This is a genomic window from Halorhodospira neutriphila, from assembly GCF_016584055.1.
In the GTDB taxonomy this organism is placed as follows: Bacteria; Pseudomonadota; Gammaproteobacteria; order Nitrococcales; family Halorhodospiraceae; genus Halorhodospira; species Halorhodospira neutriphila.
This window is the reverse complement of the sequence record NZ_NRSH01000059.1, coordinates 1-13,714: the sequence shown is the minus strand read 5'-3', so window position 1 is coordinate 13,714 and position 13,714 is coordinate 1. Positions and strand designations below refer to the sequence as shown.

The following is a 13,714-nucleotide window of genomic DNA, read 5'->3' as shown; positions in this document are numbered from 1 at the left end:
GGCACAGGGCGGCGGCGAGGGCGTCGGCGGCGTCCTCGGCCGGCGTCGCGGTCAGCCGCAGCAGGGCGCGGACCATGTAGCCGACCTGGCGCTTGTCGGCGCGCCCGCCGCCGACGACGGCCTGCTTGATCTGCGCCGGGGCGTACTCGGCGATCTCCAGGCCGGCGTTGACGCAGGCGGTCAGCGCCGCGCCCCGGGCCTGGCCGAGCTTGAGCGCGGTGTCCGGGTTGCGGTGGACGAAGACCTGCTCGAGGGCGACCTCGTCGGGGGCGTGCTCGGCGATGAGCTCGCTGACGCCGGTGTAGATCCGCCCGAGGCGCACGCCGAGGGCGGCGCCGCGGGGCAGGCGCAGGGTCCCCTCGGCGACGAGCCGGGGCGTCCGGGCGTCGTCGACGATGCCGTAGCCGGTGATCCGGGAGCCGGGGTCGATGCCGAGGATCCGCGGCATGCCCCCTAGGCCCCTTCGTACGCCTCGGCCGGCAGCTCGGCGTTGGTGTAGACGTGCTGGACGTCGTCGAGGTCCTCGAGCCACTCGAGCAGCTTGAGGGTGCTGCGCGCCTCGTCGCCCTCGACGTGGACGGTGATGTCCGGGCGCTGGGTGACGTCCGCCTCGCTCGGCTCGAGGCCGGCGGCGAGCAGGGCGTCGCGGACCTCGCGGTAGGCGCTCGGCGTGGTCAGCACCTCGAGGGAGCCGTCGTCGTTCTCGGCGAGGTCCTCGGCGCCGGCCTCGAGGGCGACCTCGAGCAGGCGGTCGCCGTCGGTCTCCGCCGGGAAGGTGAGCACGCCGCGCTCCTGGAAGAGGTAGGCGACGGAGTTGTCGGTGCCCATCTTGCCGCCGTGCTTGCTGAAGGCGTGGCGGACCTCGGAGACCGTGCGGTTGCGGTTGTCGGTCATGCAGTCGACCATGATCGCCGTGCCGCCGGGGCCGTAGCCCTCGTAGCGGATCTCCTCGTAGTTGACGATCTCCTCGAGCCCGGCGCCCTTCTTGATGGCGGCGTCGGCCCGGTCCTTGGGCAGGTTGACCGCGAAGGCGCGGTCGAGGGCGAGGCGCAGCCGGGCGTTGGTCTCCGGGTCCGGGCCGCCGAGCCGGGCGGCGACGGTGATCTCACGGATGTGCTTGGTGAAGATCTTGGAGCGCTTGGCGTCCTGCGCCCACTTGTGGCGCTTGATGTTGGCCCATTTGCTGTGTCCGGCCATGGGTCTCGGTAGACTCTCGCCATTGTGAGTGGAGCAGCCCCCAAGGATACCACGCTGTCGACCTGCCCAAAGGCCCGCTATGACCGCTCCCCTGCAGACCGCCTCCCTGCCGTACATCGGTGACGGCGCCGCGGCGCTGCGCGCGCTCGCCGGCGAGCCGTGGTCGGCGTGGCTCGACTCGGGCCGCGGCGGCGAGGGGGCGGGGCGCTACGACATCCTCGTCGCCCGCCCGGCCGTCACGCTCACCGCCGCCGGCGGGGTGACCACGATCCGCCGTCCCGGCGGGACCGTCCGCCGCCGCGGCGACCCCCTGTGCCACCTCGCCGAGGCGCTCGCCGAGCGGGGCGGGGTCACGGGGGGCGAGGCGGTGCCGTTCGTCGGCGGCGCCGTCGGCTACTTCGGCTACGACCTCGGCCGGCGCCTGCTGGGCGTGGCGGGACGCCCCCCGGCGGTGCCGGAGATGGCCGTTGGCCTCTACGACACGGCGGTGGTCGTCGACCACCACCGCCGGTGCAGCACCGCCGTCGGGCCGCGCCTGGACCAGGAGTGGCTCGCCGCCCTGGAGCGGCGCCTGGCGGGCGAGGCGGCGCCGGGCGCCTTCCGGGTCACCGGGGGCGTGACCGAGGAGCCGGCGGCCGCCGGCTACGCGGCGGCCTTCGAGCGCGTCCAGGCGTACCTGCGCAGCGGCGACTGCTACCAGGTCAACCTCGCCCGGCGCTTCTCGGCGCCCTACGCCGGCGACCCCCAGGGCGCCTACCTCGCCCTGCGGGCGGCCTCGCCGGCGCCGTTCTCCGCCTGGCTGCGCCTGCCCGGGCTCGATGTCCTCAGCCTCTCGCCGGAGCGCTTCCTGCGCCTCGACGGCGCGGGCCGCGTGACCACCGAGCCGATCAAGGGCTCGCGGCCCCGCGGCGCCGACCCGGCGCAGGACGAGCGCCACCGCCGGGCGCTGCTCGCCAGCGCCAAGGACCGCGCCGAGAACGTCATGATCGTCGACCTGCTGCGCAACGACCTCGGCAAGGGGTGCGCCACCGGCACGGTGGCGGTGCCGTCGCTGTGCCGGGCCGAGCGCTTCGCCACCGTCCACCACCTGACGAGCACGGTGACCGGGCGGCTGCGCCCGGGCCGCGGCGCCACCGACCTGCTGCGCGACTGCCTGCCGGGCGGCTCGATCACCGGCGCGCCCAAGCGCCGCGCCGTGGAGATCATCGAGGCGCTCGAGCCCGGCCCGCGGGGTGTCTACTGCGGCGCCATCGGCTACCTCGGCCTCGACGGGCGGATGGACACCAGCGTCGCCATCCGCACGGCCGTCTGCGCCGAGGGGCGGATGACCTACTGGGCCGGCGGCGGGGTGGTGGCCGACTCGACGTGCGAGGCGGAGCGCCAGGAGACCCTCGACAAGGCGGTGGCCTTCCTCGGCCTGGCGCAGGGCGCGGGCGGCTAGCCCTCGGCGAGCAGCTGCGCGAAGGCGGCGAGCGACTCGCGCTCCGCCTCGCAGGCGCGGGCGATGCGCTCGAGCGTCGGCGCCGGGAGGTCGGGCACCCCCTCGGTGCGCTGCGGGTCGAGCCCCTGCTGCAGCCACTCGTGGGCGAAGCGCACGGTCTCGACGAGCGCGGCGTGCTCGCCGCGGTAGCCGGGCTGGTGGGCGTGCCCGGCGATGACGGCGATCGCCTCCGGGACCTCCCACTCGCGCAGGAGCAGCTCGCCGGCCTCGCCGTGCTCGCAGCCGAGGGCCGCGTAGCTCAGCGCCGCCAGGGAGCGCTCGGGGTCGGCCTCGTGCTCGGCGAGGACGCGGTTCATGGTGTGGGGGAAGGTGTGGACGAGCAGCAGCAGGCCGATGCTGTGCAGCACGCCGCCGAGGTAGGCGGCCTCCTGGTCCTCGCCGGGGGCCGTGTGCGGGGCGAGCCGCGCGGCGCAGAAGCCGGTGGCGAGGGCGTCGTGCCAGTAGCGCTCGAGCTGGAAGGCCGGGCAGGCGGAGGCGTCGAAGACCTGGTTGAGCAGCAGCGAGGTGGCCAGCACCCGGACCCGGTTGAGCCCGATGCGCAGGATCGCCTGCTCGAGGCCGTAGACGGTCTCCTGGCGCTTGAAGAAGGCGTGGTTGGCGATCGCCACGATGCGCGCCGTCAGCCCCGGCTCGCGGGCGATGGTGGCGGCGACATCGCTGATATCCGGCTCCTCGCTGCTCGTGGCGACCAGGATCTCGTGGGCGGCGTAGGGCAGGGCGGGGAGCGTCTCGCGGCCGCCGAGTTGCTCGAGCGTCGTCATCTCGGGCCTGCGGGCTGGGTGAGCGTGGGGATGCGCATTGCTATCGTTAAAGCATCCCAATTGTAACAGCGATCACGACGCAGCGGCGCCGGCCGTATCCCTCGGCGAGGCGGCTCTGCTAGTGTGCTCAGGACATTCCCCCGAAGAGCGTGAGGGGGCTTTGGGCAACCACGGGGAGCGCAGGGGTATGGAGATCACAGAGCTGCTCGCCTTCGCCGTCGAGCAAGACGCCTCGGATCTGCACCTGTCGGCGGGGATGCCGCCGCTGATCCGGGTCGACGGCGATGTGCGCCGGATCAACGTCGATGCCCTGGATGCGCGCACGCTCCAGGGGCTGATCTACGAGGTCATGGGCGATCGCCAGCGCCGGGAGTTCGAGGAGCGGCTCGAGGTCGACTTCTCCTTCGAGGTCCCCGAGCTGGCCCGGTTCCGCGTCAACGCCTTCCAGCAGAGCCGCGGCCCGGCCGCCGTCTTCCGCGCCATCCCCTCGGAGGTGGCGACCCTCGAGGGGCTCGGCGCCCCCGAGGTGCTGCGCACCATCGCCGACCGCCCGCGGGGGCTGGTGCTGGTCACCGGGCCGACCGGCTCCGGCAAGTCGACGACCCTGGCGGCGATGGTCGACCACAAGAACCGCTCGGAGTACGGCCACATCCTCACCGTCGAGGACCCCATCGAGTTCGTCCACGCCTCCCAGCGCTGCGTGATCAACCAGCGCGAGGTCCACCGCGACACCCACGCCTTCAGCGACGCCCTGCGCTCCGCCCTGCGCGAGGACCCGGACGTCATCCTCGTCGGCGAGCTGCGCGACCTGGAGACGATCCGCCTGGCGCTGACCGCCGCGGAGACCGGGCACCTGGTGCTCGGGACCCTGCACACCAGCTCGGCGGCGAAGACCATCGACCGGGTCATCGACGTCTTCCCGGCGGCGGAGAAGGCGATGGTCCGCTCGATGCTCTCGGAGTCGCTGCAGGCGGTCGTCTCGCAGACCCTCCTCAAGCGCATCGGCGGCGGCCGGGTCGCCGCCCACGAGGTGATGATCGGCACCTCGGCGATCCGCAACCTGATCCGCGAGGACAAGGTCGCGCAGATGTACTCGGCGATCCAGACGGGGCGCTCGGTGGGGATGCAGACCCTCGACCAGTGCCTGCAGCAGCTCCTCCAGCAGGGGCTCGTCGAGCGCGAGGAGGCGCGCGCCGCGGCGGTCCACCAGGACAGCCTCGGCTAGCCTTGACACTCGAGGGGGCGCGGCCTAGCGTGCAGCAGGCTTGCGCCCGGAGGGACCCCCATGTCGGATAAGCGGATCATCAAGAAATACCCCAATCGGCGGCTCTACGACACCGCCATCTCCAGCTACATCACCCTCGCCGACGTCAAGCGGCTGGTGCTCGATGCGGTGGACTTCCAGGTCGTCGAGGCCAAGTCCAACGAGGACATCACCCGCTCGATCCTCCTGCAGATCATCAGCGAGGAGGAGGAGGGCGGCGAGCCGATCTTCTCCAGCCAGCTGCTCGCCCAGCTCATCCGCGCCTACGGCGGCAACATGCAGAGCATGCTCACCAGCTACCTCGAGAAGAGCCTCGAGCTGTGGGCGGACCAGCAGCGCGTCTTCCACGAGCGCACCCGCGAGCTCATGGACCACAGCCCGATGAGCCTGCTGACCCAGATCGCCGAGCGCAACCTCGCCATGTGGCGGCAGATGAGCGGCTTCGATAGCCCCCGCGACGGCCCCGAGCGGCCTCGGGACGGACCCGAGCCCCGCCTTGTTGACACCTCGCTGCATCGCAGCATATGCTTTCGGCGTAGCTCATGCCGCAGTGCACAACAATGGTGCGCTGCAGCCATGCTTACCATTTTTCGAGGGCCGTGCCCTCTCCGCGAAGTGAGGTGTTGTCATGGCAGGTCGCTTGGCCTTGGTTACCGGAGGCAACGGCGGGATCGGGACCGCGGTTTGCCGCGAGCTCGCAGCCCAGGGCTACCGGGTGGTCGCCACCTGTATCGATGCCCGGGCCGAGGACGCCGCCGGCTGGCAGGCGAGGCTGCGCGAGGAGGGCTACAGCGTCGGCTACATCGAGTGCGACGTCACCGATATCACGGCCTGCGAGCGCGCGGCCGCCGAGCTCGAGCGCGAGCACGGCCCCGTGGAGGTGCTGGTCAACCTCGCCGGGATCACCCGCGACAAGTTCTTCCACAAGATGGGGGCGGAGGACTGGGAGTCGGTCCTCGACGTCAACCTCCGGGGCGTGTTCAACGTCACCCGGCAGTTCGTCGCCGGGATGCGCGAGCGCCGCTTCGGCCGCATCGTCAACATCTCCTCGGTCAACGGCCAGTCCGGGCAGCTCGGCCAGACGAACTACTCGGCGGCCAAGGCGGGCATGCACGGCTTCACCATGGCCCTGGCCAAGGAGGGGGCGAGCAAGGGCGTGACCGTCAACACCGTCTCGCCGGGCTACGTGGACACGAGCATGACCGCCGAGATGCCCGACGAGACCCTCGAGCGCATCGTCTCGCAGGTCCCCGTCGGCCGCCTGGCGCGCCCGGAGGAGATCGCCCGGGTGATCGCCTTCCTCGTCGCCGACGAGTCGGCCTACATCACCGGGGCGAACATCCCGGTCAACGGCGGCCTGTTCTGCAGCTTCTAGGGGCGCGGACGCTTACAGGGGTTTGACAGCCGGTTTGTGAGCCGGCTATCATGTTGCACAGCAACATCGACGCGGTGCTCTTCTTTAGCCAGTCTCCTCCTGGCGGCGTCTCCATTAAGGAGGCCAATCGTCGCCAACGCTTGCCCCCTCCCTGAGGGGGTTTTTTTTGCCCGGCCGCACGGCTCGGCCTGCGGCTCGGCGCTTATTCTCCCGGGCATTCTTGTACACCGCAGCGCGGCGAGGCAAGGCGGGCTCACCGGCCGAGCCACTCGGCGATCCGGGGGATGAGCTCGCGGTGGGCGCGGCGGCTGATGAACACCCCCAGGTGCCCGCCGGGGAAGGCGATCTCCTCGTACTCGCGGCTCGCCAGCAGGGGGCCCATGGCCTGCGCCGCCGCCGGCGGGACGAGGTGGTCCTGCGCGGCGTAGACGTTGAGCACGGGGGCCCGGACCCGGTCGAGGCCGACGCGCTCGCCGCAGAGCGCCAGGGTGCCGTGGTAGAGGCGGTTGCGCTGGTAGAGCTCGCGGGCGAACTGGGCGAAGGCGGCGGCGGCCTGGTCGGGGCTGTCGTACATCCAGCGCTCCATGCGCAGGAAGTCGTCCAGCGCCTCCGGCTGGTCGGCGAGCTCGGGGAGGTCGACGTAGCGCTGGGAGAGCAGCCGGTACGGCTTGAGGGCGACGAAGACGGCGTTGAGCCAGTGGGCCGAGACGTTGCCGAGGGTCTCGGCGGCGCGGTCGAAGTCGACGTGCTGCGCCATCCGGCTGAGGTGGTCGTCGGCGGTGCGGCAGTCGACGGGGGTGACGAGGGTCACCAGCCGCCGGACCCGCTCGGGGTGCAGCGCCGCCAGGCAGAGGGCGAAGACCCCGCCCTGGCAGACGCCGAGCAGGTGGGGGCGGGCGCCCTCGGCCGCGGCGACGTCCTCGGCGGCGCTGGCCAGGAAGTCGCCGATGTAGTCGTCGAGGCTGAGGAAGCGGTCGGCGCCCTGCGGGTAGCCCCAGTCGAGGAGGTAGACGGGGTGGCCGCGCTCGAGGAGGGCGCGGATGAGCGAGCGCCGCTCCGTGAGGTCGAGGATGAAGGGGCGGTTGACCAGGGAGTAGACGATGAGCACCGGTGCGCCGCCGCCGCGCTCCGGGGTGTAGCGCTGCAGGCGGATGCGCTCGCTGTAGCGGTGCGCCGTCTCGGCGGCGGTGGCCCCCTGGCCGCCCGCCGCCGGGGCCTGGGCAACGCCGTCGAGCGCGCGGGCGAGGCGCTGCTGCCAGTCGAGGAGCTCGGCGCTGGGCCCGCGGCGCGGCATTACGCCGAGGGCTCATCCGGCGAGGCGGAGGGGGCGGCCTGGAGCCGGTCGAGCTCGGCGCGCAGGCGGGCCACCTCGTCGCGCAGGCCGCGGACCTCCTCGGCGGCGGCCTGCCGGCGGCTCTGGCGCTCGAGCTGGGCGACGCGGCGCTGGGTGTCGACGAGGTCCTGGCGGTTGGGCAGGTCGAGGGTGCGCAGCCCCTCGTCGAGGGCCGCCTGGTAGCAGCCGATGAGCTCCGTGGAGGCGTTGGCCAGCCGGCCGAAGGCGTCGGCCCAGCGCTCCGAGCCGAGCAGCGCCTCGTAGGCGGCCTCGCCCTCGGTGAGCCACAGCTCGTAGAGCGCCCGCAGGCTCTCCGGCGGCGCCTCCTCGAGCAGCCGGGCCTCGAGCCGCGCCAGCCCCTCCCGGGCGCTCTCGTGGAGCAGCCCGCAGCACTCGGCGTACGCCTGGCGGTAGCGCGTTAGCGCCGCCCGGCCCGCCTGGAGCCGCTCGGCCTGCTCGTGGAGGGGGCCGAGGCGGGCGGCGGCCTGCAGCCAGGGGCCGAGCCAGTGCTCGCCGGCCTCCGGGTCGTCGGGCAGGGGGGCCTGGGCGGCCGCCTGCAGGGCCGTGAAGGCGGCGTCGAGCTGCCCCTGCAGGCCGTGCACGGCCGAGCGCAGGGCCTGCGCGCGCACCGCCTCGTCGGCCTGCAGCGCCTCCCACAGCGCATCGAGCGCCTCAGCGGTGTGGCGGAAGTGGCGCCACTCGCTGCCGTAGGCCTCGTCTGCCCCCATTCCCGAGCCACTCGTACAGTATGGTGGCGCAGTCTAACACTAGCAGGGCGGCGTGGTGCGCTACGGCGTCCAGCGCTCCCGGAGCGCCTCGGCGCGGTCGCGCTGGTAGGCGCTCTCGGCGGTGCGGACGGCGTTGTCCAGCTGGGCGCGGGCGGTCTCGCGCTCGCCGAGGGCGTGGTAGTGGCGGGCGAGGGCGATGTAGCCCTCGGCCTCGCGGCCGCTGGCGTGGGCGGCGTCGGCGAGCAGGCGCAGCAGCTGCGGGGCGTCGTGGCCGTCGCGCACGGCGCGGCTGAGCAGCCGGCGGGCCGGCTCGGCGCGGCCGAGCTGCAGCAGGGTCTCGGCGTGGCGGTAGACGGCGGCGCTGCTGCCGGGGTAGAGGGAGCGGGCCTCGGCGTAGGCGGCGAGGGCCGGCTCGGGGCGCCCGGCGCGGCGCAGGATCTCGCCGCGGCCAAGCAGGACGTAGAGCCGGTCGGCGTGGAGCGGCGCGAGGGTGCCGAGCAGGGCGAGCGCCTGCTCGTGCCGGCGCGCCTCGCGGGAGAGGGCGAGGGCGAGGCCGTAGGTCGCCGCGGCGCGCTCGGTGGGCCCGGCGGCGCGCCGGAGCTCGTCGTGGAGCGCGGCCACGGCGCTGCTGCTGTCCGCCTGGCGGGCGAGGACCTCGAGCCGCGCCCGGACGAAGGCGTGGTGGCCGCTGTTGAAGGGGTCCTCGGGCCGGGCGCGCTCGGCGAGGTCGCGGGCCTCGACGATGCGGTCCTGGGTGAGCGGGTGGGTGCTCAGGTACTCCGGCGGCCGCTCGGCGTAGCGCGACGCCTCGGCGAGGCGCTCGAAGAAGCGCGGCATGCCGTGGGGGTCGAGGCCGGCGTCGGCCATGATGCGCACCCCGGTGCGGTCGGCCTCGCGCTCGTGCTGGCGCGAGTAGCCGAGCTGCTGCTGGATGGGGGCGGCCATGCCGGCCATGGCGGCGGCGCTGCCCGCCTGCGGGTCCTGGCTGCCGAGGAGCACGGCGGCGATCAGCGCCGCGGCGGTCTGCAGGTTGAGCCGCTGGGAGTGGCCGAGCTGCCGGGCGATGTGGCGCTGGCTGACGTGGGCGATCTCGTGGGCGATGACCCCGCCGAGCTCGCTCTCGGAGCGCGTCTTGCGGATCAGCCCGGTGTGCACCCCGATGTGGCCGCCGGGCATGGCGAAGGCGTTGATGCGCCCGTCCTCGATGACGAAGAAGTGGAAGTCGAGCTCCGGCGGGTCGCCGTAGGCGAGGAGCCGGCGGCCGAGGTCCTGGACGTACTGGTTGATCTCGGGATCCTGGAGGAGCTCGGCCTGCTCGCGGCCGCGCCTGGGTTATCATCCGCTCGAGTAGCCGCCCAGGAGGTCCCTGTGGAGCTGATTCGCAGCTGGTTCCGTCGCACGTTCAACGACCCCCAGATCGCCGCGTTCATCGTCTTGATGGTCTCCGGGCTGGCGGCGCTGCTGCTGCTCGGCAACGCGCTGGCGCCGGTGATCGCCGCGCTGGTCATCGCCTACCTGCTCGAGGGGGTCGTCTACGCCTTCGAGCGCTTCGGCGTGCCGCGGCTGCTGGCCGTGACGGTGGTCATCCTCTTTTTGACCGCCTTCCTCGTGCTGGTGCTCTTCGCCCTGATCCCCATGCTCTACCGGCAGGTGGCGCAGCTGGTCGATCAGCTCCCGGCGATCCTCGCCCAGGGCCAGCAGCTGCTCCTGCAGCTGCCCGAGCACTACCCGCAGCTCTTCTCCGAGGAGCAGATCCGCCAGATCCTCGACGCCGCGCGGCGCGACATCACGGAATGGGGGCAGCGGGTCGTGGCCTCGGTGACCGTCCAGTCGCTGCTCGTGCTCGGGACGTTGGCCGTCTACGCCGTGCTCGTGCCGTTCCTCGTCTTCTTCTTCCTCAAGGATAAGCGCTCCCTGCTGGAGTGGCTCAGCAACCACCTGCCGCGCCACCGCGCCCTGGCCTCCGAGGTCTGGGGGGAGGTGGACCTGCAGATCGGCAACTACGTGCGCGGCAAGTTCATCGAGATCCTCATCGTCTGGTTCGTCACCTACGTCACCTTCTCGCTGCTCGGGCTGCAGTTCGCCATGCTCCTGGCCGTGGCCACGGGGCTGTCGGTGATCATCCCGTACATCGGGGCGTTCACGATCACCCTGCCGGTGGCGATGATCGCCTACTTCCAGTACGGGCTCTCGGACCCGTTCATCTACGCCGTCATCGCCTACGCCATCATCCAGGTCCTCGACGGCAACGTCCTCGTGCCGCTGCTCTTCTCGGAGGTGGTCAACCTCCACCCGGTGGCGATCATCGTCTCCATCCTGGTCTTCGGCGGCATCTGGGGCTTCTGGGGGATCTTCTTCGCCATCCCGCTGGCGACGTTCATCCAGGCCATCATCAAGGCGTGGATGCGCCGCAAGCCCCCGCCCGAGCCGGAGCGCGCCGCGGCGGCGCCGGAGGAGGCCTAGAGGGCCTCCGAGGCGTAGTCGGCCAGGCGCGAGCGCTCGCCGCGGCGCAGGGTGACGTGGCCGCTGTGGGGCCAGTCCTTGAGCCGGTCGACGACGTAGGTCAGCCCCGAGGTGGCCTCGGTCAGGTAGGGGGTGTCGATCTGGCCGATGTTGCCGAGGCAGACCATCTTGGTCCCCGGCCCGGCGCGGGTGATCAGGGCCTTCATCTGCTTGGCGGTGAGGTTCTGCGCCTCGTCGAGGATGACGAACTTCTCGAGGAAGGTCCGCCCGCGCATGAAGCTCAGCGAGCGGATGCGCACCCGCGAGTGGAGCAGGTCGGCGCTGGCCGCCCGCGCCCAGTCGCTGGCGGCCCCGGCGCCGGGGGCGGTGAGCACCTCGAGGTTGTCCATCAGCGCCCCCATCCAGGGGGTCATCTTCTCCTCCTCGGTGCCCGGCAGGTAGCCGATCTCCTCGCCGAGGGCGACGGTCGCCCGGGTGGCGATGATCTCCCGGTAGCGCCCCTCGTCGAGGGTCTGGGCCAGCCCCGCGGCGAGGGTGAGCAGGGTCTTGCCGGTGCCGGCAGGGCCGATCAGGGAGACCAGGTCGATCTCCGGGTCCATGAGCAGGTTCAGGGCGAAGTTCTGCTCGAGGTTGCGGGCCCGGACGCCCCAGACCGAGCGCCGGTGGCGGTAGTCGCTGACCGGCTCGAGGTGGACTGCCTCGGCGTCCGCCGAGCGCACCACGCCCTCGAAGCCGTCCGCCGAGCGCACCACGCCCTCGAAGCCGTCCGCGGTGTAGAGGCACTGGTTGACCCGCCACGGCGCCCCGGCCGGGCGCTCGACCCGCCAGCCCTGGCCCTCGGCGGTGGCCGCGGCCCAGGCCTCAGCGGGGAGGGGGTCGACGCCGGTGGGCAGCAGGTCGACGTCGTCGATGGCCCGGTCGCTCTCGTAGTCCTCGGCGGCGATGCCGGCGACCTGGGCGCGGATGCGCAGGTTGATGTCCTTGGAGACCAGCACCGGGGTCTGCTCGGGCAGGCGCTCGCGCAGCTGCTGGGCGGCGGCGAGGATGGCGGCGTCGCCGCCGCCCGGGCTCGTCTCGAAGCGCAGCAGCCCGGCCGGGTCGCCGGGCCCGCCGGCGCCGAGCGGGACCCCCTCGGCGAGCTCGCCGGGGGCGTGGCCGGCGAGCAGGGCGTCGAGGAAGCGGCTGACCTGCCGGGCGTTGCGGGCGACCTCGGAGAGCCCCTCCTTGGCCGCGTCGAGCTCCTCGAGCACCGCCATGGCGAGGCAGATGTCGTGCTCCTCGAAGCGGAACAGGGCCGTCGGGTCGTGGATGAGCACCGAGGTGTCGAGCAGGTAGACCCGGCGTTCCGGCGGCTTGGGCGTGGTCATGGTGCGCGATCCTCGTGGGCCGGCGCCGCCGCGGCGCCGGCGGGGCGCTTACTTCGCCGGCTCCATGAGCGCGTCGAGGTTGAGCTGGTCGCAGAAGTCCATGAACTCGTCGCGCAGCCCGGCGATGTGGACGCCGGCGGGGACGTCGACGGTCATGTGGACCGAGAACATGGGGGTCCCGGTGTGGGCCGCGGCGTAGCTGGCGGTGCTCAGGTCCCGGATGTTGATCTCGCGGGTGGCGAAGAAGTTGGCCAGCTCGGCGACGATGCCGGGGTGGTCGAGGGAGACCACCTCGACGGTGTAGGGCCGCAGCTGCTCGCCGCCCTGGGCCGGCTCGGTGCGCCGGATGTGGACCTCCAGGCCCATGCGCTTGGCGGTGTTGGGCAGGCTCGACTCGAGCTTGGCGAGCTCGTTCCAGCGCCCCGAGACCATGAGGATGATGGCGAACTCGCCGCCGAGGACGCTCATGCGGCTGTCCTCGATGTTGCACCCGGTCTCGCTGACCGCCGCGCCGAGCTCCTGGACGATGCCGGGGCGGTCGTGGCCGAGGGCGGTGATGACCATTAGGTTCTGCATGGCGCGCTCGCTTTCTGCGGTTCAGCTATCTTCCCTGAAATATACCACGGATAGGGGGCGTTTCAGGGGGGCGGCGCCGGCGCGTCCCACCCGCGGCGGGCGCGCGCTTGGCGGCGTTCCCCCCTGTTAGTACCATAAATCCTTTGCAGGGCAATTGGCGCAGGACGGAGGTGGTGTGATGTTCCACGGCAGCATGGTGGCCATGGTCACCCCGATGCAGACGCAGGACGGGATCCGGGACGCCGTGGACGAGCAGGCGCTGGAGCGGCTCGTCGAGTTCCACGTCGAGAACGGCTCGGACGCGATCGTCGCCGTGGGGACGACCGGCGAGTCGGCGACCCTCGACTACGACGAGCACTGCCGGGTCATCCGCCGGGTGGTCGAGGCCGCCCGCGGCCGCATCCCGGTGATCGGGGGCACCGGCGCCAACTCGACCTGGGAGGCCGTCGAGCTGACCCGCAGCGCCATGGAGAGCGGCTGCGACGGGGCGCTGCTGGTGGTGCCCTACTACAACAAGCCGAGCCAGGAGGGCCTCGTCAAGCACTTCACGACGGTCGCCGAGGAGGTCCCCATCCCGCAGATCCTCTACAACGTCCCCGGGCGCACCGGCTGCGACATGCTCCCGGAGACCGTCGAGCGCCTCGCCGCGATCCCCAACATCGTCGGCCTCAAGGAGGCGCAGGGGACCGTGGAGCGCGCCCAGGCGGTCATCGAGCGCTGCGGCGACCGGCTCGACGTCTTCGCCGGCGACGACTTCAACGCCCTCGGCATGATGCGCGTCGGCGGCAAGGGGGTGGTCTCGGTGAGCGCCAACGTCGCCCCGCGGCAGATGCACGACCTCTGCGCCGCCGCCCTCGACGGCGACATGGCGCGCGCCGAGCAGATCGAGGCGCGCCTGGCCGAGCTCCACCAGGCGATGTTCTCGGAGCCGAACCCCATCCCGGCGAAGTGGGCCGTCGAGCAGCTCGGCCTCGCCGGGCCGGCGATCCGCCTGCCGATGACGCGGCTGACCGAGCCGGGCCAGCAGGTGGTGCGCCAGGCCATGACCGGCCTCGGCCACGACCGCCCCGGCATCGTCCAGGAGCTCGGCGCGGCGGTCAGCGAGACCGGGTGCAACATCGAGGACAGCCGCATGAGCGTCCTCGGCGG

General features: G+C 72.6%; 13 protein-coding genes and 1 pseudogene. 6 read left to right on the top strand and 8 right to left on the bottom strand.

Annotated elements, in window-relative coordinates; translation table 11 throughout:
• Positions 1-448 (bottom strand): crossover junction endodeoxyribonuclease RuvC (gene ruvC / locus CKO13_RS06650; protein WP_200258240.1); only part of this gene is annotated, 448 nt, incomplete at its 3' end.
• Positions 449-453: 5 nt separating this feature from the next.
• Positions 454-1,197, bottom strand: a complete 744-nt coding sequence (locus tag CKO13_RS06645; protein ID WP_200258238.1) for a YebC/PmpR family DNA-binding transcriptional regulator — start codon at positions 1,195-1,197, stop codon at positions 454-456.
• Between the two features lie 79 nt (positions 1,198-1,276).
• Here CKO13_RS06645 and pabB point away from each other — a divergent pair, with 79 nt between their 5' ends.
• Positions 1,277-2,638: an aminodeoxychorismate synthase component I gene (pabB, locus tag CKO13_RS06640; RefSeq protein ID WP_200258236.1), complete on the top strand. Its 1,362-nt coding sequence runs from the start codon at positions 1,277-1,279 to the stop codon at positions 2,636-2,638.
• Here pabB and CKO13_RS06635 read toward each other — a convergent pair.
• Positions 2,635-3,459, bottom strand: a complete 825-nt coding sequence (locus CKO13_RS06635; RefSeq protein ID WP_200258227.1) for an HDOD domain-containing protein — start codon at positions 3,457-3,459, stop codon at positions 2,635-2,637. The genes pabB and CKO13_RS06635 overlap by 4 nt on opposite strands.
• A 187-nt stretch (positions 3,460-3,646) precedes the next feature.
• Between CKO13_RS06635 and CKO13_RS06630 the strand changes: the two genes are divergently transcribed.
• The 3 genes and pseudogenes from CKO13_RS06630 (at position 3,647) to phbB (ending at position 6,098) form a co-directional block, all read left to right on the top strand.
• The gene (locus CKO13_RS06630; RefSeq protein ID WP_200258225.1) at positions 3,647-4,684 is read left to right on the top strand and encodes a type IV pilus twitching motility protein PilT; all 1,038 of its coding nucleotides are present in this window, start codon (positions 3,647-3,649) and stop codon (positions 4,682-4,684) included.
• Between the two features lie 60 nt (positions 4,685-4,744).
• A pseudogene (gene phaR, locus CKO13_RS13110) lies at positions 4,745-5,182 on the top strand (polyhydroxyalkanoate synthesis repressor PhaR); the annotation flags it as partial.
• 169 nt (positions 5,183-5,351) lie between these two features.
• Positions 5,352-6,098, top strand: coding sequence for an acetoacetyl-CoA reductase (phbB, locus tag CKO13_RS06620; RefSeq protein ID WP_200258222.1), 747 nt, complete (start codon positions 5,352-5,354; stop codon positions 6,096-6,098).
• 253 nt (positions 6,099-6,351) lie between these two features.
• On the opposite strand, the gene CKO13_RS06615 is transcribed toward phbB, so the two are convergent.
• The 3 genes from CKO13_RS06615 to CKO13_RS12995 are packed head-to-tail and all read right to left on the bottom strand — an operon-like array spanning position 6,352 to position 9,446.
• On the bottom strand, positions 6,352-7,392 hold the full coding sequence (locus CKO13_RS06615) for an alpha/beta fold hydrolase (RefSeq protein ID WP_200258220.1): 1,041 nt from the start codon (positions 7,390-7,392) through the stop codon (positions 6,352-6,354).
• Complete coding sequence (locus tag CKO13_RS06610) at positions 7,392-8,159, bottom strand: poly(R)-hydroxyalkanoic acid synthase subunit PhaE (protein ID WP_200258208.1); 768 nt, start codon at positions 8,157-8,159, stop codon at positions 7,392-7,394. The genes CKO13_RS06615 and CKO13_RS06610 overlap by 1 nt, the downstream gene beginning before the upstream one ends.
• 60 nt (positions 8,160-8,219) lie before the next feature.
• Positions 8,220-9,446 carry a M48 family metalloprotease gene (locus CKO13_RS12995; protein WP_338034594.1) on the bottom strand — a complete coding sequence of 409 codons (1,227 nt, stop codon included), beginning with the start codon at positions 9,444-9,446 and terminating at the stop codon, positions 8,220-8,222.
• 81 nt (positions 9,447-9,527) lie between these two features.
• On the opposite strand from CKO13_RS12995, the gene CKO13_RS06600 reads away from it, so the two are divergent.
• Entirely contained in the window at positions 9,528-10,622 is a 1,095-nt protein-coding gene (locus tag CKO13_RS06600) for an AI-2E family transporter (protein ID WP_200258243.1), read from the top strand.
• Here CKO13_RS06600 and CKO13_RS06595 read toward each other — a convergent pair.
• Together CKO13_RS06595 and CKO13_RS06590 are read right to left on the bottom strand one after the other, a co-directional pair.
• Positions 10,619-11,989 (bottom strand): PhoH family protein, encoded by a 1,371-nt coding sequence (locus CKO13_RS06595; protein ID WP_200258193.1) that lies wholly within the window; start codon positions 11,987-11,989, stop codon positions 10,619-10,621. The two genes, CKO13_RS06600 and CKO13_RS06595, sit on opposite strands and share 4 nt — an antisense overlap.
• A gap of 48 nt (positions 11,990-12,037) precedes the next feature.
• Positions 12,038-12,565, bottom strand: a complete 528-nt coding sequence (locus tag CKO13_RS06590) for a glycine cleavage system transcriptional repressor (RefSeq protein WP_200258190.1) — start codon at positions 12,563-12,565, stop codon at positions 12,038-12,040.
• A gap of 178 nt (positions 12,566-12,743) precedes the next feature.
• On the opposite strand from CKO13_RS06590, the gene dapA reads away from it, so the two are divergent.
• Positions 12,744-13,714 (top strand): 4-hydroxy-tetrahydrodipicolinate synthase (dapA, locus tag CKO13_RS06585; protein WP_200258187.1); only part of this gene is annotated, 971 nt, incomplete at its 3' end.